Origin of the sequence: Halodesulfovibrio sp. MK-HDV (assembly GCF_009914765.1) — a bacterium.
Lineage (GTDB): Bacteria > Desulfobacterota > Desulfovibrionia > Desulfovibrionales > Desulfovibrionaceae > Halodesulfovibrio.
Genome location: NZ_WYDS01000006.1, coordinates 185,001 through 205,662, shown reverse-complemented (window position 1 = coordinate 205,662; position 20,662 = coordinate 185,001). Strand labels below are relative to the sequence as shown.

The 20,662-nt window shown below is 45.2% G+C and carries 19 protein-coding genes and 1 tRNA gene; 16 read left to right on the top strand and 4 right to left on the bottom strand.

The features are described from left to right. Positions 1–66: 66 nt before the first annotated feature. From MKHDV_RS06885 to MKHDV_RS06820, 14 genes are all read left to right on the top strand, one after another. A tRNA-Tyr gene (locus MKHDV_RS06885) sits at positions 67–152 on the top strand. Positions 153–354: 202 nt separating this feature from the next. Then, positions 355–534, top strand: a complete 180-nt coding sequence (locus MKHDV_RS06880; RefSeq protein ID WP_160713612.1) for a hypothetical protein — start codon at positions 355–357, stop codon at positions 532–534. Between the two features lie 719 nt (positions 535–1,253). Beyond that, complete coding sequence (tmcD, locus tag MKHDV_RS06875) at positions 1,254–2,507, top strand: electron transfer complex subunit TmcD (protein WP_254060426.1); 1,254 nt, start codon at positions 1,254–1,256, stop codon at positions 2,505–2,507. Positions 2,508–2,525: 18 nt separating this feature from the next. Continuing rightward, positions 2,526–3,182, top strand: coding sequence for a TmcC family electron transfer complex membrane anchor subunit (gene tmcC, locus MKHDV_RS06870; RefSeq protein WP_160713608.1), 657 nt, complete (start codon positions 2,526–2,528; stop codon positions 3,180–3,182). 17 nt (positions 3,183–3,199) lie between these two features. After that, positions 3,200–4,513 carry an electron transfer complex ferredoxin TmcB gene (gene tmcB / locus MKHDV_RS06865; protein WP_160713606.1) on the top strand — a complete coding sequence of 438 codons (1,314 nt, stop codon included), beginning with the start codon at positions 3,200–3,202 and terminating at the stop codon, positions 4,511–4,513. Positions 4,514–4,525: 12 nt separating this feature from the next. Further along, positions 4,526–4,918 carry an acidic tetraheme cytochrome c3 TmcA gene (tmcA, locus tag MKHDV_RS06860; RefSeq protein WP_254060425.1) on the top strand — a complete coding sequence of 131 codons (393 nt, stop codon included), beginning with the start codon at positions 4,526–4,528 and terminating at the stop codon, positions 4,916–4,918. A gap of 21 nt (positions 4,919–4,939) precedes the next feature. Continuing rightward, a complete protein-coding gene (locus MKHDV_RS06855; RefSeq protein WP_160713604.1) occupies positions 4,940–5,473 on the top strand; it encodes a hypothetical protein in 534 nt (177 codons plus the stop codon). 3 nt (positions 5,474–5,476) lie between these two features. Continuing rightward, complete coding sequence (locus MKHDV_RS06850) at positions 5,477–6,382, top strand: universal stress protein (RefSeq protein WP_160713602.1); 906 nt, start codon at positions 5,477–5,479, stop codon at positions 6,380–6,382. Positions 6,383–6,408: 26 nt separating this feature from the next. Then, on the top strand, positions 6,409–6,816 hold the full coding sequence (locus tag MKHDV_RS06845) for a response regulator (RefSeq protein ID WP_160713600.1): 408 nt from the start codon (positions 6,409–6,411) through the stop codon (positions 6,814–6,816). A gap of 26 nt (positions 6,817–6,842) precedes the next feature. After that, on the top strand, positions 6,843–7,205 hold the full coding sequence (divK, locus tag MKHDV_RS06840; protein ID WP_160713598.1) for a DVU0259 family response regulator domain-containing protein: 363 nt from the start codon (positions 6,843–6,845) through the stop codon (positions 7,203–7,205). Positions 7,206–7,484: 279 nt separating this feature from the next. Continuing rightward, on the top strand, positions 7,485–9,428 hold the full coding sequence (locus tag MKHDV_RS06835; protein WP_160713596.1) for a response regulator: 1,944 nt from the start codon (positions 7,485–7,487) through the stop codon (positions 9,426–9,428). 119 nt (positions 9,429–9,547) lie between these two features. Next, positions 9,548–9,928 carry a hypothetical protein gene (locus tag MKHDV_RS06830; protein ID WP_160713594.1) on the top strand — a complete coding sequence of 127 codons (381 nt, stop codon included), beginning with the start codon at positions 9,548–9,550 and terminating at the stop codon, positions 9,926–9,928. A 372-nt stretch (positions 9,929–10,300) separates the two neighbouring features. Continuing rightward, positions 10,301–10,666 carry a hypothetical protein gene (locus MKHDV_RS06825; RefSeq protein ID WP_160713592.1) on the top strand — a complete coding sequence of 122 codons (366 nt, stop codon included), beginning with the start codon at positions 10,301–10,303 and terminating at the stop codon, positions 10,664–10,666. Then, entirely contained in the window at positions 10,641–11,189 is a 549-nt protein-coding gene (locus tag MKHDV_RS06820) for a hypothetical protein (protein WP_160713590.1), read from the top strand. The genes MKHDV_RS06825 and MKHDV_RS06820 overlap by 26 nt, the downstream gene beginning before the upstream one ends. Before the next feature lie 1,557 nt (positions 11,190–12,746). Here the strand turns inward: MKHDV_RS06820 and MKHDV_RS06815 are convergent. Together MKHDV_RS06815 and MKHDV_RS06810 are read right to left on the bottom strand one after the other, a co-directional pair. After that, complete coding sequence (locus MKHDV_RS06815; protein WP_160713588.1) at positions 12,747–13,352, bottom strand: hypothetical protein; 606 nt, start codon at positions 13,350–13,352, stop codon at positions 12,747–12,749. A 369-nt stretch (positions 13,353–13,721) separates the two neighbouring features. After that, on the bottom strand, positions 13,722–14,321 hold the full coding sequence (locus MKHDV_RS06810) for a flavodoxin family protein (protein ID WP_160713586.1): 600 nt from the start codon (positions 14,319–14,321) through the stop codon (positions 13,722–13,724). A 264-nt stretch (positions 14,322–14,585) separates the two neighbouring features. Between MKHDV_RS06810 and MKHDV_RS18690 the strand changes: the two genes are divergently transcribed. Together MKHDV_RS18690 and MKHDV_RS18685 are read left to right on the top strand one after the other, a co-directional pair. After that, positions 14,586–15,812, top strand: a complete 1,227-nt coding sequence (locus MKHDV_RS18690; protein WP_216846877.1) for a DNA/RNA helicase domain-containing protein — start codon at positions 14,586–14,588, stop codon at positions 15,810–15,812. Continuing rightward, positions 15,743–16,636, top strand: a complete 894-nt coding sequence (locus MKHDV_RS18685; RefSeq protein ID WP_216846876.1) for a DNA/RNA helicase domain-containing protein — start codon at positions 15,743–15,745, stop codon at positions 16,634–16,636. The genes MKHDV_RS18690 and MKHDV_RS18685 overlap by 70 nt, the downstream gene beginning before the upstream one ends. Before the next feature lie 275 nt (positions 16,637–16,911). On the opposite strand, the gene MKHDV_RS06800 is transcribed toward MKHDV_RS18685, so the two are convergent. Continuing rightward, positions 16,912–18,066, bottom strand: coding sequence for a hybrid sensor histidine kinase/response regulator (locus MKHDV_RS06800; RefSeq protein WP_160713584.1), 1,155 nt, complete (start codon positions 18,064–18,066; stop codon positions 16,912–16,914). 262 nt (positions 18,067–18,328) lie between these two features. Further along, positions 18,329–20,605 carry a PAS domain S-box protein gene (locus tag MKHDV_RS06795; protein WP_160713582.1) on the bottom strand — a complete coding sequence of 759 codons (2,277 nt, stop codon included), beginning with the start codon at positions 20,603–20,605 and terminating at the stop codon, positions 18,329–18,331. Positions 20,606–20,662: the final 57 nt, after the last annotated feature.

The window sequence follows — 20,662 nt, the reverse complement described above, 5'->3', positions numbered from 1 at the left end:
AGTGGCCATGCGTAGAACCCCTTTCCGTTGCCAAGGAACAGCAAATTCCTAGGCAAGACCATACATGGTGGGGTTCCCGAGTGGCCAAAGGGAACAGACTGTAAATCTGTCGGCGTACGCCTTCGGAGGTTCAAATCCTCCCCCCACCACCACGAAACACGTTTGCGGTTAGTTTGAAAAAGCTAACCGCTTTTCTTTTGTCCTCTCATCTTTCCCCCCCATAGTTATACTCCAAATAGTTACGCATAATGCGTCAAGAAAATAAAAAGACTTTCAAGCTATATAACTATATCTCACAAGTTTATAATAAAAATCAAGTTTGAGTTGTGGCATAAGCAACAATTGGAGATTTTTATGCAACAACCAAAGCGTTCACCCGATGAAGCCAAAAAACTCATCTGTCCGTTTCAACTAGGTAATGCAGACTTTGCCTTCCGTTTCAAAGACGACACTTCAGATCACGGAAAATGCATGGCAGAGCGATGCATGGCATGGAGTGATGGCCACTGTTTGCTCATTCCCTCCACCCAGTAAAATACACACCAGTTTTACAAGACTCAGAATCACATCATTATATGTGATTCTGAGTCTTTTTTTGTTTCGTTTTCACCATTTAAAAACCCCACTTGTAAGTACTCGCTAACAGATTAATTTATCTAACTTTAATTCCATACTGCAACAGTAGATATTAAAAACAGCCTCGCTACTGCTTTTTTACCCTTACCTTTATGTATTTGGCATTTCAGTAAACTGTAAGCAATTACCGCGAATAGTCGTGTTATCTCGTGTTATTCTATACCTGCTGTGTAGAGTTTATATTTTTTCATATTTTTATTTCTCTAATGAATACTGCATGATAATACGTAGTTCTTATAGACTGTACTTTGGTATTCAAAATACTTTTATGCATCGATTTAATACCGCAGCACTCTACTTTATGCGTTTAGTGCCAAAAAAGAACGTAGATCGAACTGCAGCGAGAGTTACATACCAAAACAGTAGAGTTATAATCACAATAATACAGTTTGTAACATGCTGTTTTTAGGAACATTATAAAAGATTAATGTGACTAAGGGTATTTCCCACCGCGCTTGTTACGTATTAATTTCATTTTTATTGACCGTTTTTCCATTTCTCTGTGCTACATTATTAACGAAATAGGGAAATATGGTTTGCAACTATATTTCTCCCTTTTGCCATGTGTATTGACAAAAGGAACGTCTGTTAACCCTTGGATGGCCAAGGAGGCCAGCATGTATAAAACTGAAATGTGGAATTGGGAGGTCGGTCAGCGCACTATTGCGGACATGACACCCGACAGTAACCACAAGTGGCAAGAAGAGATTTTTATTTCTCCTGACGGAGAAAAGGCTTCTGCCGTTGTCTGTGTAGATGATGCTGAGTTCTCAATACGGACGAATGATAGTGTTTCAGAAAACACATTCGAAAAATTGTGGGAACTTAAGCACTCTGCCAATGGCGAACTCTGCTGCTACGCAATGCAGGACGAAGAGTGGACCATGATGGTAGGCGGCAAAGCTTGGGATGAAACCTACGGCTTTGTCTGGTCCCCATTGTTCAGTGCTGACGGCAACAAAGTTGCCACAGCTGTTCAACAAGACATGAGGTATGGCATGTCTGTGGACGGAGCAATCTGGGAAAACCTTTTTGAAAACGCTAACAACTTTACGTTGAGCTCTGATGGTACAAAATCAGCGGCAGTCGTTCAGGTTAAGTCTATGGCTCAGGCTGACCTTGCAACATTCCGCAGTGGTATTTTCTCCATCGCAGTGGACGGCGTTGCATGGGATAACAATCTCATGAATTTATGGACACCTGTATTCGATAACAACGCATACCGCGTTGCTGCTCAGGTGCGACTCAACCTCTACGATTACAGTATTATTGTAGACAATACCCTTTGGGATAATACCTATCAGGGTGTGTGGAACCCATGTTTTACACCTAACGGCAAGCACGTTGTTGCACCTGTTCGTCAGGGTGGAAAATGGGGTATGGCTAAGGACGGACAACTCATATGGCAAGCCACTTACGCTAACTGTTGGCATCAACAGTACAGCGCAGACGGCGAAAACCTCTACGCGATTGTTGCTCCTGAGTTCGGCAAATTTTCTGTTGCAGTAAACGACAAGCCTTGGGCTATGCGTTCTCCTGTTGTGACAGATCTTGCTGTTTCTCCTGACGGAAAAAAAGCTGCTGCTTTGGCAAACACCTTGAATAAAAATTGGCGTGTTTGTGTAAACGGTTCCGTTTGGGATGGATCATACGATATGGCGTGGAAACCTGTGTTCTGTCCGAACAGCGATGCGGTTGCTGCTAAAGTACGTAAAGACGGACGATACACTGTACTCGTTAACGGCAAAGCTGTTGGCGGCGAGTTTGATATGTGCTTTGACCCTATCTTTAATGCAGATGGCAGCAAAGTTCTCGTTCGTGGTCTGCACGATGGAAAAGCTCTGCGTATTGTCGCTAATGTGCCTAAATAACCGACCGGAGATTTCGCTATGAACAGTCTCTACAATTTCGCTGTAGGACCGTTAGCATGGGCAGCCTTCATCATTTTGGCTGTAACCGCAGTGTGGCGCCTGTGGTCCATGTACTCCCTTGCTAAACAAAAAGATGCGTCATCTGTAGCTTACATGAGCTGGAAATTTAGTTTCCGCTCAATTTTCAACTGGCTTATTCCTTACAAATCACTTGGTTGGAAAGCAAATCCAGTTCTTACTGCAGTTACTTTTGTGTTTCATATTTGCTTTGTTGTTTTGGTTATTTTTGTAACTCCTCATCAGATTCTTTTGGAAAATGCGTTCGGTATCACCTACCCGACTCTACCAACTAAAGCTGCTGATGTGCTTACACTTATTGTTATCGCCTGTTGCTGTTACTTTGTGTACCGCCGCCTTACTAACGCGACTGTCCGCTTTGTTACCCGCACTAACGACTGGATTAGCCTTGGTCTTGTTGCGGCTCCTTTTGTTACAGCAATACTCGGTTCATGGAGCGTAGGCGGAGAAATTATGCCACTGCTGCACGTACTCACAGCAGAAGCTCTTATCGTTGCCATTCCGTTTACCCGTCTTGCTCACATCCTGTTCGCCCTGTTCACCAGAGCCTACATCGGATCTGAATTCGGCGGTGTCCGCCATTGTAAAGACTGGTAACGGGCGGGAGGAAATAAATGAGTATTCAAGACAGAAAAATTGAGGATGCAGGTCTTTCCTTCGGTGTAAGTAATCTTACTACTGAGAAGATCCAGCAGACATTCAAAGCTCTCATTGATAATGAAACCGGTGCCAAGTTAAAAGCCTTCTCCGAAAGCTGCATGCGTTGCGGCATGTGTGCAGAGGCTTGCCACTTCTTCGTATCTCATGACAACGATCCTTCCTACTCTCCTGTAGGTAAGGTTTCTGCAACCATGACAAAGTTACTTGCCGCAGACGGCAAAGTAACTCCTGAAGATATCTACGGCATGGCACAGATTGCATACACTGAATGTAACTTGTGCCGCCGCTGTGTGCACTATTGTCCGATCGGTATTGACGTGGCCTACATTATGACCACCATCCGTCGGTTCTGCCACCAGCTTGGCGTAACACCACAGTACCTTCAGGATACCGCAAACTCTCACTCTGCGACCATGAACCAGATGTGGGTAAAAGATGACGAGTGGGTAGACAGCCTTTTCTGGCAGGAAGATGAAGCACGGGAAGAATTCCCGAATATTCGTATTCCAATGGATAAAGAAGGCGCTGACTTCTACTACTCCGTTATCGCACCGGAACCAAAATTCCGTACCCAACTCATCTATCAGGCTGCTGCTATCATGAACGAGGCTGGCTGTGACTGGACAATGCCGTCCATGCCGGGCTGGGATAACAGTGACATGTGCATGTACTCAGGCGACTTTGAAATGATGGGTCGCTTGAAACGTCAGCACTTTGAACTGGCGCAGAAGCTTAAAGTAAGCCGTATTGTTATGGGCGAATGTGGTCACGCATTCCGTTCTATTTACGATAACGGTAACCGCTGGCTTGGTTGGAAAGACTATCCGGTGCCTGTAGTACACTCAATTGAGTTCTTTGCAGAACTTTTTGAGCAGGGTCGCATCAAGCTTACCCACAAAATTCAGGAACCAGTTACCATCCATGACCCTTGTAACATCATCCGCGGCTACGGCCTTATGGATAAACTGCGTTATGTTGCTCACCAGCTGTGTGACAACATCGTAGAAATGTATCCAAACCGTGAGCACAACTACTGTTGTTCAGCAGGCGGTGGTGTTATTAACTGTGGCCCTCCATTCAAAAAGGTTCGTGTAGAAGGCAACCTTGCTAAAGCTAACCAGCTTAAAGCAACCGGCGCTAAAATCTGCATCGCACCGTGTCATAACTGCCACGGCGGCCTTGAAGATGTTATCCACCATTACGACCTAGGAATTCAACTGAAGTTCCTCGGCGACCTCATTTATGAGTTAATGGAAAAACCGGAATAAATGGAGAGCACCATGAACAAAGTATTCACTTCGATACTGATGGTCTTTGCCCTCATGCTGACCGTTCCGGTAGCATCCGCATTTGCTGAAGGCATGCCGGAAGGTGAAATGGACGTACCGCAGCTTGCGCCGTTCAAATATGCACCTGCAGCATTTGACCACGATGCACATAACGAGAAAGCTGGCTTGGATGATGACTGCTCTGCATGTCACCACGGTAGTGAAGACGGCAAGAAAGTTCTTGAATATGATGAAGAACTTCCTTGTGCAGACTGCCACACCGTGAAAAAGCAAAAAGGAATCACACCATTACGCAGAGCCTTCCACTTACAGTGCATCACTTGTCACGAACAACAGAACAAAGGCCCTGTGCAGTGTAAAGCCTGCCATCAGCCTCTAAAATAGCATGTAAACAGGAGAAGCAGCATGGAAGAACTCACCTTGGCACATGATGGAACACTCCGGCTGAACAATGCAGCCATTACGGATGTTATCAGCTGCCTTAGTAATAAGGTTGTGCTTGAGGATGGAGTGACACTGCGCTCGTTCTTCTCCTTGTTTTCTGCGTATCCAGATGTACTTCGCCTGAATCTTTTTTTGCAGGGAGCCTGCAGCGATGCGGCTGCCTGCAAAGATTCAGGATGCACGACAGAGGAATTCACGCATTTGGAGCTCTATAGACAACTGGAGATGACAGGTGCTCCCGGTACGCCGGAAATGAACATCCATACTCTGGTTCGCGGCATAAACAATACTGGCAGGCATGAGTTGCGGTTTTTCCGTCTCGAAAGTCTGTTGGACATGCCATTTTCACTTGGCCAAATGCGACATGTACTATTCGGGGACAGAACAAGTGAGCTTTACTGTAACACTACGTTCTCTCTCTTTGAAGTAATCGAAGGAATTGCCTGGGAGCTTAGTTTCCAGGGTGGTTCCCCTACATGCAGCCTCAGGAGGTAGCATATGTTTAAGAAAATTCTGTTCGCTACATCAGCTTCTCCCGCTTGCGATAACGCAGCCAAGGTTTCTTTTGATCTTGCACAAAAAAACGATGCTAAACTGTATACCCTGCATGTTCTCGGCGTTCCATCCCGAGGTTTCAGCACTACTGTAACCGACCTTCGCTCCGGCGAAGAGGAAACAGTTGATGCCGATTACCGTGACTGGGTAATGGAAGAATTAACTACAACATATGCGGCTCAATTGGCTGATTACGAAAAAACAGCACTGGAACTTGCCGTTGGCGTTCCTGCTACAGAAATCCTTCGCTTTGCACGCAAGGAAGGGGTTGATCTTATTGTTATGGGCGCAAACACCCGTGACGATGATCCAGAATCTGCCCGTTCCCGCTCTATTGTAGGCCGTACTATGGAAAAAGTAGCGCGTCTCGCCAAGTGCCCTGTGCTCATCGTAAACAGACCATGCACAACTTGCTGGAAACTCTTCTCCAATATCGTATACTGTACGGACTTTTCTCCTGCAGCAGATAATGCATTTGAGTTTGCACGCACAACCGCTGAGGAAATAGGCGCAAAGCTCAACATCTTCCACGCATTCGATATGACCAGCTCTAAAATGGGTCTGTTCCCGTCTCAAAGTGACATTGAACGTCAGCTCGAATCTGCACAGAAGAAAATTGACGAACGCTATGTTTCCAAACTGAAAGACTATGACAACTATGATGTAGAAATTTGGGAAGGCACCCCGTACGTTGAAATTCTTAAATTCGCACGGGAAAAACAAGCCGACCTTATCATCATGGCACACCATACTGCTGAAGTTCCAGCAGAAGACGCAGAACTTGGCAGCACCATTGAACAGGTTGTTGTCCGTTCCGCCTGCCCTGTCGCCAGCGTGTCGCGTGCATAGTGACACAAGCTGGTTAGAGGTGAAACATGAATACACCGCGCGTACTTGTAGTAGATGACGAACTCAGTTTCAGGCTGTTCTTAAAGACGCTGTTCGAAACAAGTGGCATGCGGGTAGAAAGTGCCCGTAACGGCAGTGAAGGTTACGATAAAGCGCGCGCTAACAAGCCATCTTTAATCGTACTTGATGTGATGATGCCCGAATGGGGCGGAATCAATATGTACCGAAAAATTAGAACAACGCCGGAACTGGCAAATGTGCCGGTAGTGATGCTTTCTGCGGTAGCTCCAGAGGGTTTTGCCCACGCTCTTAACATGATAGGTATATCGGAAACGGAACTCGCACCGCCCGAAGCCTATGTGGAAAAGCCCCCGAGCCCTGATAAGCTTCTCGCTATCGTACGTGGTCTGCTGAACCAAAGTGTTTCCGAATAACCTGCTACTACCAAGGAGTGTCTACAATGCCACATAAAGTCCTTGTCATTGATGACGATCCATATATTGTTAAATACCTTATCGATATTTTAACCGATAATGGCTACGCAACATGCTCAGCTTCTAATGGTGCCGAAGGTATCGAAGTGCTGAAGCGCGAAAAACCAGATCTCGTAACTCTTGATCTGGAAATGCCGGAAGAATGGGGCCCACGCTTTTACCGCAAAATGGCAAAAGAACCAGGCTTCGAAAATACTCCGGTTATCGTAATCAGCGGTCTGCCAGGTATCCATCTCGCTATCAAAAACGCTGTCGCGTCGCTGAAAAAACCTTTCGATCCTAAGGCACTGCTTGAAATTATCAAAAGTGCGCTGGCTGACAAAGATTAAGTTATTGAAGATAATTGCCTCCGGCGGCTCTCCGAGGGACAAGGGCGCTGTTCTGTACCCGCATTGACCGCGATTAAGGCTGACTTTTTTGTGGAGGGAACACTTAGTCTGCTAGACTTAGGTGTACTCAAAACTTCAATCAGCCCTGATAAAAGTTTTTGGAACGGAGTCTGGGGAATAACCTTTTTACAAAAAGGTTTTCTCCAGCTACCGGAGGCATTTGAAAAACAACGAAACGCCGAACACCAAACAAATCCTCGCTAACCCGCTGGAGGAATAATGTTGCACACGATCCTGCTCGTGGATGATGAGGAAGGCATTCGAAAGATCTTAGGTCTGTCGCTCCGGGATCTAGGATACATTGTACACACAGCCGCCAGCGGCGAAGAAGGCATCGAGTTATTCAATAAGTATGAGCCACAGATTGTGCTCACGGACATTAAAATGCCCGGAATAACCGGCCTTGATTTACTTGAGCGATTCAAATTTCAAGCTCCGGATACCGAAGTCATCATGATCACCGGCCACGGCGACATGGACCTAGCCATTCAGAGCATCAAAAATAATGCTACTGACTTCATCACTAAGCCTATCAACGAAGACGCATTGGAGATTGCACTTAAACGTGCGCACGAACGCATTGAGATGCGTCGTCAGCTCAACCAGTACACATGCGATCTTGAACGCCTTGTTGACGAACAGGCAACACAACTCGTGGAACAGGAACGACAGCTTGCCGCGCTGCAAATTGCAGAAGGTTTTGCGGATGGACTACGCACTATCGTTAATCTTATCGATGGTGGCGCTTCTATGTTCAACCAGCTGCCGTGTTTTGTCTCCGTACACAACGCCGACAGCGAAATCGTTTCCACAAACCCGCTATTCAACGAACGCATTGGCCCTTCCACAGGCAAACCTAGCTGGTGGGCATACAAAGAAAACGATGTAAGCCGCCCTGACAGCTCGCCTGTTGAACGCGTTCTTCTTTCTGGTGACGCTCAATCTTCGCAAGAAATTATTACAGATAAAAATGGGAAGAAGCTGCCGGTACAGGTTAACGCCGTGCCTATTTTGGACAATGACGGCACGATTGAACTGGTGCTTGAATTGGCAGCAGACGTGACAGAAGTACAAAGTATGCAGGAAGAACTGCGTATTACGCGTCATCGTTACCAACAGCTTTTTGAAGAATCCCCCTGCTATATTAGCGTACAGGACAAGAACCTCAAGATTATCGCGAACAACAGACGATTCCGCGAAGATTTTGGCAGTTCTCTCGGCAAGAGCTGTCACAAACTCTATGCCCACAGGGACACGCCATGCAACAAATGTCCGGTTATGAAGACATTTGAAGATGGCAAAACTCATCAGTACGAAACAGTAATCACCACTAAAACTGGCGAACAACGTAACGTACTTATCTGGACAGCTCCGATTTGTGATGTGGAAGGAAATATTGCTGAAGTTATGGAGATGTCTACAGATATCACGCAACTTCGTGCTTTGCAGGATAGGCTTTCAACGCTTGGCCTGCTGTTGGGTTCCACCGCACATGGTATTAAAGGGCTGCTTACAGCACTGGATGGTGGCATCTACCGTCTTGGTACCGGCATCAATTTGGATAAGCCGGAACGCATTGAAGATAGTTACAACGACCTTTCGCACCTCATCGACCGTTTGCGTAAAATGGTGCTGGATATTCTGCACTACGCAAAAGAGCGTTCGCTAAACTGGGAAGTAATTATTCTGCCGAACTTTGTACGGGAAATTGAAAGCATCATCCGTCCTAAAGCCGAGGCTAAGGGTGTTACCTTCAACTGTATCGTGCCGGAAGACGGCACCATTGAGGCAGATTATGGCGGATTATCTTCAGCTCTTGTAAATATTTTAGAAAATGCTGTTGATTCTTGCGACGCAGCACGTTCGACAGCCGAATACTGTGTAGAATTTTCAGTGTGCACAGATGGTAAGACGATCGATTTTACCATTACCGACAACGGCACAGGGATGTCACAGGAAACACGGGAAAAGCTGTTTACGCTCTTCTTCTCTTCCAAAGGCTCTGCGGGAACCGGCATCGGATTGTTTGTGGCGAACCAGACAGTACAACAACACGGTGGCACTATCTCTGTAGCCTCCGAACAAGGGGAAGGCAGCAGCTTTGCAGTACGTATGCATTCTGAACTTCCTGATAATCTCAAAAAAGAAATTTTAGAAAGTTAGGCTAAGGGTTGTTTTTAAATAAGTCCGTGCAAAAAGCTTCTGCTCAGAGCGCTTTTCATCTCGGATTCCTTTAGAAATAGTCCATAGCCCACACACTCTGTACTAAACAGAGTGCCTGTATGAGGCGGTGTGAAGCCCGCATCGCCTCATCAGATACTTTTGAACATTACTGCCAATCGTTTTCTCATCCAGTGGACATCATGTCCGCTTTTTTTGTTCAATCCCTTGCCGTTTGCCTTTTCGATAGAAGCTACTCAGCCATTACTATTCAAAACACCACCACCCGCCGCAACGCATGGCATAATGCTTATTATCAAAAAATTACTTATTTCTTGCGATTGCACCATTTTTCCGCTTTTTTATTTAATCATGAGCCGTTGAATTTTGTCTTTTCGTTAAAATTTTCCTCACCACACACCACTCAGAAGGGCACACTCCACCGCAACGCACGGCACATGTTATTAGCATCACATCACCTGTTTCTTCTCGAAGTTGCATAATTATTCGGAAAGGTATTTTCTTCCAAAAACTACCCTTACGAGCTACATAGTTGCCCACTTCTCCCCAATTCCTATTCCCCATGTTCTAAGGTACCACTTCATGTCTGATACAAAACTAATGACCGCATCTACTGCGCGGCTCTTTTCATCATAGGTTGTATATTTTTCTACGATTTTTACGAAAAGAACTATCTCCCGCCGCAACGTGGTTTCTACATCATTTCCGACATCGACACAGGTCAATTTACGAACCTGCGAGGCATTCCTCATGAAAAAAGCGGGACAAAAAAACTCCTCCAAAAAATTGAAAGCCTACTCTTTTTAGAGAATGAACAACTTCCCCTGAATGAGCACCTTCCTCTGGTGGAGAATTTGTTTGATCAAATGCTTGAAGATCAATTCGCGGCCTGCCAAGCGTTCGGCGAAAAAGATTCTGCAACGCAAAAAAACGATTACTTCTATTTTAACAACGAGAATAACCAGTTGCACCGTTTCCGTAGAAAGGTGGAAAACATAAGCTCGTTGCAATCCGATGCCGACGGTAACACAAGCCTTGTATTCCCTAATGCAAATGTGAACTTTAAACGTGAAAGCGAAACCTCGTTTTCCATCAATTACACTCTATGGATTAAGGCATACGAATTAGGCAGTAAAAAGAACGTCACATGCATTAAGGTTGAAGAAAGCGATCCGCGTCTATTGGATTTAAAAAATGCGCAAAAAAAAAGAGCGCACTGATGACCTTGCCTATTTTGCGTCGTTAAAGAAAAAGGTGTTGCCAATCATCTATCCAGACACGAATTCTGTGACAGTTAAACGAGGCTCTATCGCGTTATACGCTCCTATGGGCTCCACGTTAATTAATAGCATTTCTACGCTCCCGAGTGCTTTGGAAAAGGGTTACGTGCAAACGTACGATGATGAATGGTATACGCTTGTTACCCATAATACATCAGTTGCAGGCATTCACGCTTTCTCAACGGACAGTTCAGCGTTCGACTACAACACGTTAATGATGAAGCGGATTCCGCCAGAGCATATCCTTTTCCAAAATCTGAACGGCATCGTCTACTACCATACTGTCTATAAATGCATTGCCATCAACCATTACGCTTTTGATGCAAAGAAACGGAAACACATTATCGCAGACGCGTATTTGAAGATTACAGACACCACATGGAAAGCAGCGCAGGGTATTTTTGCGAACTTCAGGACTCTCGATCCAAATGTACGTGCAACGCTGACAACGTTAAATCAATAAGAGCTTTTTAAACGGCTGATTCTTAGTTCTGAAAAAGGGTTTCATAACGCTATAGGTGAAGGTGGCATTCGTATTAGGAAGTACAACTCTTTTACCAAAGAATACATAAAGTCCCTTCTTCCCGGCATACTGCTTAAAAGAACCCTAAGCTTGTGCGTAGACCTCCGATTGCCATGTTCCATGCTACAGATGCGAATGCGAAACGGATTTGGAACAGATTTGGAAGTGTTTAAGGAGTACAGGCTTAACCAAATCAACACGCCAGAGTCTAAAAACGGGTTGTGAAAGGTTGTCTACGAGAACAAATGTAAGAATAGACAGATCCTTTTGTATCAAAACATGGAAAACCTCGCGTTCGTTACGCCTGTCTATGTATATAGGGATAACGGCCTGAGCTACAGAATTTCGACAGAATTTCGCTTGTGGTGTCTTTTGGCGATACATAAACACCATAGGCAGCCTCTTTTGCCGCGCTTTCTTTTATCCGTATGCTTGAGCCATTACATTTTAGAAGACACTCTTACGTTTCTAAATAAGTTCATCAAAAAGCACGTTCAACCCGAGCAAAGGCTGAGCTGGCGATGAATCAGAATATTCATAAAAAGAGATTAGCTCAGATGTCTTAACCTCCGCTATCTCAAACTTCATTGTTGGATACGCCAACCACACCCTCAACAGATCTGTCACAAAGCTACGTGTACCTGCGTGGATACAAGCTGCCTGCCGCCTGCTAACTGCTAACTATGAATCAGTATCTAAATATTCTGCAATAGCGAGCTCAGCTTAATCAGTTCTACTTAATAAAATGAACCAGAACATTCGCGAAATTATCTCATTCAACAACACGGGTTGTTAAGTCCTTCTTAGCAAGTCTAGTGTCTACAACATCATAACAAACACTAACGGCATACAAGGACTCCTTACAAACTTAAACGTCATGCTCCCTCTCGAATCCAAGAAGAATGGCACTCGATGACTATGCTGAGCCCGTTACATTTAAAGAGAATCCACACCGTGTTAAAATCGTAACCGGCTATGAGGCTCTGAACACAAAACCCCTGACACTTAGAGCCGAAGAGTATGGGTTGATGCACACCCATAACCGATTCGAGGTATCTTAAGCTTGGTGCCTAATTGGTGTCGGAAATGATGTTTTCGCCTGTTGTTTATATATATAAGCACACATGGAAATTTGCATTTCTTCTACGGAAAAATCACAAACAGCTCATTCTCCCAAATTATAACCATCCGATAAATAAACAAAAAGCCCCGCTAGCACTGTTTACGACAACAAACAGCAATAGCGGAGCTTTTTTAAAAAGGACGCGCGGAACACATAGCAGGTAGCTTCATTGAGAAAATAGCGAGATGCATTTGTTCCCAACAGGTTTCCATCCCTAGACATAAGTATCATAACTCAGGCTAGCAGATGCATCATGCTAAGATTTATAGGATACTATCCCTGTCATGAAACTTGTCCGTTACATATTGAACATTCGTCATACTCAAACATTCATATGCGTAAAGATTGAAACCAACAAACCACCGTCATACATTCTACGCTGTTACACGGATGCTCGATTGCGCAGTTGAAGAAACCGCGCGGGAACTCATGGGTTTGTATCCCACAGCTCCGGAAGTACGAGGAACAGGCTGTGCAGTCGATACAGACTGAACACTCTGAACCGTTTGTACATCAAGCGCTGCTTGCGGAACTGAAACACCCATCTGTGCTGCAATAGCGGCATGGTTTACTGCACCTGTATGCTGATCGCCACGGAAGAAGGCCTCATCGGCTGCGCGGGACATGTTGCGCATTATTACTTTCTTCACATCCTCCACAGTGGGAGACTCCGGCATGGCGTTCATGCGTGCTTCTGTATACCCGTCACTTACTTCAACAGAGGTGGGTGCTGCTCCGGCAGTACTCATAATCCCCGCATGTGCGTTTGCATCAAACTGCACGCCGGCAACTTCTCCCGCCATCAACGCCTGATATTCATCAGACAACTCGACAGAATCAACCACATTCGGCTGAACCATCTCATTGTGTTGCGCAAGCGGCATTGCCAGTCGTTCATCCTGCTTAGAAGCCAATTGCGCGTTTACTTGCGCCAAAGGTTTCGCCAGCACATTTTCTGCATTCAATGTTGCGGTAATCATAATGAACCTCGCATGTATCACTTTCTGTCCTACCTGCTGATCGGCAATCTGCTTAATTAATTTATAGCAATTGTTAACTTTTATAAGGACAAACACATAAGAAAGCAGGCACTTACATGAGACAAGCTGACAAACTCCGCATTCACCTAAGAGTTTTTAAAAAATACTTTTTCGTAATTTTATTAATATAATCAAAAAATAACTAAAGATTTTCTCAATTCAACCCCTTGAAACACCACTCTCTGTAGTCAGTATGGATACGCCAACAAAAAAGAGCGGCACACCCCTGCACCGCTCTTCCCCAACAACTACCTTCAATAAAGGAAGCCATATGTTTAACAATCGAAAATTTGTTTCAAACAGGCTCAACTAAGCAACAGCATCGGAAGCCAACGCTCTAGCTTGCGCAAAGGCTTTATCCATTTGATGCCCAGCATGGCGAGCTGGCTCACCCACTCCTCTAATATTGTACACTTCATCAAAGCCAAGCCATCTGAAGAACCGTTCGTATCGTGGATTAATATCGCCAAACAATGCGGGATCAACACTTCCCTGTGTTGTTATGAAAACGAGCTTAACCCCCTCACGCAGACGGCTCACGCGAATATTGCCAGTACTGTCATCATTAGGCGTAGCGTCATGAAAATTTGGCAAAAACAAATGATACAGGCGGTCAATAAATGTTTTCATCTGAGAGCAAACATCCCCAAAATACACAGGAGCAGCGAGCACCAGTACGTCAATCTCGTGCACTGCGTCCAAAACCTCACTGAGCCCATCATTTACAACGCAGCGCTCCGCCTTTCCTTTACACGCAAAGCAGGCAAGACACCCTTTTGTATCAAGACGCGATAATTCATAGGTTGTAATATCTACATTCTCATTGAAACCCTCACAAAGAGCATCAACAACCGCATGACTGTTTCCCTGCTTCCGTGGACTACCGTGAACAACTAAAACTTTTTTCATAACTCAATCCGTACGTTACACTGTGAACATGACTTCAACTGGCAAACATCATCACCAGTGACATTATTCATGCAACCTAGCGTACAGACATCACAAATCAATCAGAGCATTAATACATTTCACCTACGACTTATGATGAGTATCAAAGTAATCTTTGAAACAATTACTTGTTGCCCGCGGGCTCCGCTGATAAAAAATCTTAACTTGCTGCGAACATACAGAAAAGCACCATTCACCTCACATGACAGCCATCGGATATTGATAATGCAACGCGCTTACTACTCTGCTACACAAAGCGAATTCTTAGCTGCTGATCCAAATTCTATTTTAGGTTCACTCACAAGGAGCCATCCGTTTTCACTTGAAGACTTACAAAGAAACGCATGGATCTCGCAGATTGAAATTTTACAAAGCCAATTGCTTACTCTACCAGACAGTTTTGTCGCTTTTGAGTACGCAATTCCACGCATGGGAAAACGCGTAGATGTTGTCATAATACATTCTGGAGTTGTTTTCGTATTAGAATTTAAAGCTGGCGAAAAAAAGCATACACAGCATGCGTTAGTTCAAGCGTTGGATTATGCACTAGATCTAAAAAATTTCCATGAGAAAAGTCATAATGTACCAATTGTTCCTATGGTTATCGCAACTGAAAGCGCATCAGTTGAAATGGCACTCGGTAACTATGCTGATAACGTGTGCTTTCCAGTAAAAGCCAACAAGTCGAATATTGCTGCTTGCATCTTAACCATTAGCGACAAACACCACACACGATGTACTACCCCAAACGATTCTCGTACTCATCTTGAACGTATTGGTCATGGTGAGCCACTTAAACAAGTTGAACAAATTGATCCGGTCGCATGGTGTAACTCTATCTACAAACCCACACCGACCATTATCGAAGCAGCGCAAGCTCTGTACAAAGGGCATAGCGTTAAGGAGATATCTCGATCAGACTCAGGCGCTATTAACCTTGAAAAAACGTCAGCCGCAGTTTCTGAAATAATCGAGTACTCAAAAAAGCATTCTCGTAAATCAATTTGCTTTATAACCGGTGTGCCCGGTGCAGGAAAAACACTGGCCGGATTAACACTGGCAAACGAGCGCCACAATACTGATGAGGGTGAACATGCCGTCTTTCTGTCAGGCAACGGTTCGCTGGTTGAAGTCTTACAAGAAGCCTTAGCCAGAAATGAAGTTGACGAAAGCAAAGCCATAAAATCTGGAATCACGAAAAAACAGGCTCTCTCCAAGGTGAAATCTTTCATACAAAACATTCACCATTTTAGAGACGACAACCTGCAAAGCGACATAGCCCCCATAGAGAAAGTTACCATTTTTGACGAAGCGCAACGTGCATGGACAGCTGAACAAGCGTCTTCTTTTATGGCGAGGAAAAGGGCATTGCAAACTTTACAATGTCTGAACCTGAATTTCTTATTAGTGTCTTGGATCGCCATCAAGATTGGGCGACAATCGTTTGCCTAATTGGCGGCGGGCAGGAAATTAACACTGGTGAAGCCGGACTGCCGGAATGGTTCTCGGCTATTAGTACAAAGTATTCCCATTGGGATGTTTACGCATCCGGCTCACTTTCCGAAAAAGAATACACAAACGGTGAAGATATCTACGGCTCACTGGGCTCCAACCAGCTTACAGTAAAAGAGGAACTGCACCTTGCTGTCTCCCTTCGTTCATTCCGGTCAGAACTGTTATCAGAATTCATCGGCAGTGTGCTAAACCTCGACAAACCAAAAGCCACAGAATTATTCTCAACCGTCCAAAAAACATACCCGATAGTTTTAACGAAAAATTTACAGCAAGCAAAAGAATGGCTGCGAACTCAAGCAAGAGGTGGCGAGCAATATGGCATAACGGCATATTCTGGCGCACTTCGCTTAAAACCTGAGGGCATACATATTAAATCGAAAATTGACCCTAAAAACTGGTTTTTGAACGAATCGAGCGATGTGCGATCTTCCATGTTTCTTGAAGATGTAGCCACAGAATTTGATATTCAGGGATTAGAGCTGGACTGGACGTGCGTTGTGTGGGACCCCAGCCTGCGAATCGCTCACGAGGAATGGGAGTTTAAAACGTTCCGGGGCACCAAATGGCAGAATATTAATGACGCTGTTCGCCGCAGGTACCTTCTCAATGCCTACCGTGTACTACTCACAAGAGCACGGCAAGGAATGGTCATATGCATTCCTCACGGTGACCAACAAGATCAAACACGCCTGCCTGAATTCTATACGCCAATATATGAATTATTTTCTGCCTGCGGCGTTCCGTCCATAGATGTAGAGTAAATTCCGTTGGGTATATTTAGAATAAAAAAAGAGTGGAGATACTTCTCCACTCTTTGAGGTTACTGACAAAATTTTTTTTAAACAAATAGAGATAAATCTGTGCAGTGCAAGGCGTAAGAAAAAGTCAGGGGCAAAGCATAGTTAGACCATGTGAACGTCTGACTTTTTTGAAATAAAGCCAGTCAACCGTTAGCGAGTCTTCGGGCCCCACGGGGACAAGTGCCCTAGGGGTGCGCATCAATGTGCCGGTTTGTCAGCAATCTGAAAGGGTACAGCTATTCTCCAGCTACATACGGTAAAAGGATAACAGCGCGTACGCCGCCCTCAATGCCGTGTTCCAGAATAAGTTCACCGCCCATTTCGCGTACTGCTTTACGGGTTGCCATAAGACCAAAGCCTGAACCTCGATCTTTAGTGGTGACAAGTCCTTCTTCAAGCTGCTCAAATAGTTCTGATGAAAGACCACGCCCGTTATCTTCTACAAGGTAACGAACATGCAGGGCGTCGCATTCAGTATGAAGCATGACCTTTCCGTCACCAAATTCTCGACGACCCGATTGAATCGCTTCTTCGACCGCCTCAACCGCGTTTGTCGCAAGGTTCATCAAACATGTATGCACAGCCTGTTCGTCCAGTAGAGCGGAAGTCTGAGGCATACAGGCATGGATAATCTTACCACCTGCTTCGTGCATCCTTGCTGTGAGCAATTCTGCAATCTCACACATCGGTGCGCCGGGGTCGATAGTCTTAGGACGCAACGACAATGGACGCGAGAGTTGTAACAAGTTCATTGTCAAATCCCGAACCCGTGTAACGTCACGCTTAACCATGCCCCAGCCCTGTTCTAAGTAGTCCTTACGATCAAGCTCAAGCCCCTTCTCCAACACAAACAACGCGCCCTCAAGCCCGCCTGCAATATTCTTAATCGCATGAGCCAGCCCCGCAACAGTTTCGCCCATTACGGCAAAACGTTCAGCACGCACCAGCTCGCGAGTTCTTTGTTCAACTAGAGACTCTAAATGCATGGTGTGGTCAACAAGCTGTCTGCGCATAACAACGCGCTCCACAGACCGCCGCAACGCAAACTCCAAAACTTCTACATTCACCGGCTTAGTGATGAAATCAGTCGCGCCAAGGCGCAAACAGTCTACGGCAATGGAAACATCTGCATGGCCTGTGGTGATAATCACCGCAGTCTCCGGCCACTGTTTTTTAATTTCTTTCAGTAACGCAACACCGTCCATACCGGGCATACGCACGTCCGAAACGACCACTTCGTAAGACTTCTTCTGAAGCTTCTCAATGGCCTCTTCGCCGCTAAGAGCTGTGTCGACCACGTACCCTAAGTCTGTAATATACGCGCCAAGGACAACTGTGATGCCCTTTTCGTCGTCTACCAACAGTACTGATGATCTAGATGCGATGTTCATCTGTATTTGCCTCCGGCGGCTCTCTGAGAGGCAAGGGCTCTGCCCTGCACCCGCAAGGGGGACGCCCCCTTGACCGCGATTGTGCGAGTAGTAATTTTTTGAATAGTAACTTCGACTGTGTCCAGCCGTATTTTTAAGACAAAACATAACGGTCAATTAAAGAATGTGCATACCAGCGAGCAAGCTAGTTCCTTTAACGAACCTATTTCATACTAAAAACTATAAGCACTCTATATTACAATCAATAACAGCGACCTACAGACTACACACGTCGACTGCTGCTACGAGGGAATGTAAGTGTAAACTGCGCGCCGTTGCCCTCTTTTTTGTTTCTGACACGGATAGTGCCACCGAAATCTTTTATCAGACCATAAGTGATGGACAAACCAAGCCCAGTTCCTTTGCCAACTTTTTTGGTAGTAAAGAACGGCTCGAAAATTTTGTCGCTCAATCCCGCGGGTACACCAGCACCTGAATCTTCCACCACCGCAACGACTGCTCTTGGGGTTGAATATGTTCGAAGAGTAATATTTTTCTCTTCGGTTTTACCCTCAGCTTCAGCTTCTTCAATAGCATCGCGGGCATTAAGCAATAAGTTAATAAAAACTTGCTCAAGACGATTCGCGACCCCCAGAATCTCCGGTAAATTCTCTTTGAAGTTTAGAGTAACAGTAATACCGCGAAGCGTTAGCTGCGATATGAACATATTCACTGAACTTTCAATGACAGTATTCACATTGACTCGCTCGAGCGCATGATCAGATTGTCTACCGAATGCACGCATGTGATCGATGATCTGACTAGCTCTATCTACATGCGAGTCTATCTCTTCCGCCATTGTGCTCAAAATATCCGGATCAATTGGCTGTGATCGTTTGATCTTACGCATAATAAACCCACTCGCCGCCTTAATAACGGTTAAGGGCTGATTAAGTTCGTGCGCCACTCCGGTTGCCATTTCACCCAGCGTTGCCATTTTACCGGCCTGAATGAGTTTCTGCTCTGTTTCAAGACGATCTGTTACGTCTGTAGCGGAAACAAGAAGCACATTGCGATCATTGTACACAGCTGGAGAAAGTCTAAAATCGACATAGAATGCGCTAGAATCTTTGCGTTTCTGACGTACACGATTCAAAGCAGTGAATGCTTTAATATATGATCTGGCTTTATCCTGCTCTTCTGTCGGGAACAGGTGAATAAACGACGTATTATGCATTTCACCCGGTTCAAAACCGTAGCTGTGCTCTGCCATGTCGTTGCAATCAAGAATAACGTACTCTTCCACATCCAGAACAAAAACCGCGTTAGGAATATGGTTAAAAATTGCGTGGTATTTTGCCTCGGAAGTAAGAAGGCGTTCTTCTACACGCTTACGGGCAGAAATATCTATTCCCATTTCCATGGCTGCGACAACTTCACCATTTTCACCAAACACAGGGGTAACATGCACAAGCCAATGTGCTTTGCTTCCGTCTGGATTAGTGCGACTTTCTTCTGAGCAATACGGAAGCCCCGTCTCGAATGTTTTATCCAACGGACAATTCGGGCATTTCTCTGACAGCCCCTTGTACGCCTCATAACAAAATGCACCAGGCTGTGGGCTGAAACGCTCCGCAAACTCTTTATTATACTTCAGAATACGCATGTCTTTGTCCTGAACAGTAATACTGCACGGAACCTGTTCAAACAGATACTGGTACTCCTGACGCTTTTTATCCAGCTCTACTTGCTTTTTCGCGACCGCCTGCTCCATAGCAACAACGGCGTCAACAAGATATCCAAGCTCATCCGTACGCGGCAGTTCTTCCAGCCCTGAAGGCTTACCTTCGCTTATGCGTTTCGTAGAATTAATAATCTGCTTGATTGGAGTCGTGATATACCGCCGCAGCCCAAAGACAAGTAGAGATACAGACAGGATATAGATAAGTCCGGTAAGACCGAGAAGTTTTTTCTGCACAGCGGCAAGCCCAACAGCAGCCTGCCCTGTTTGTAGAATAAGTTCCAGCTCACCCAGAACTGTATGATCGGTACTGTGCGCATGACACGGAGCAACCGAACAGCTTGGTTCATTCATAATCGGGGTAATGGTTCCAAGCAGCTCAGTATCGTTCACAACAAAAGTTCTGGTACGTTCTTCGAGCGTAAGCGCAGACTTAGGCGGAACAGTGACATGACAGGCTGAACAGGCAGGAGTATCCATAGCAACTTGCGTTCCTACCTCCTTCTGAACATTAGAAAACCGGATAACACCTTGTTTGTCATAAATCCTAACAGAGGTGATATCCGGATGTTTAGCGATATCAGAAACAATCTGATCTATCTCACTACGTGAATTTGCCATCATGGCATAACGGGCGGAAAGCAATATAGTCTTACTAAGTCTGTCTGCTTCAATAGAAAGCTTTGAAGCGTTATCCTTATTAAGAAAATGCATGGTTCCCCATGAATGCAGTCCAAGACAAAGAATAAGTACTACCGCGGTAAGCAGAAGGACTCTAACAGCCAACGAATTGCGAAAACGGGAAAGCCAGAAATACATGCTCAACCCCCTGTAAGGCGGTACACACAAAATGAAATATACTACAGGAACATTACA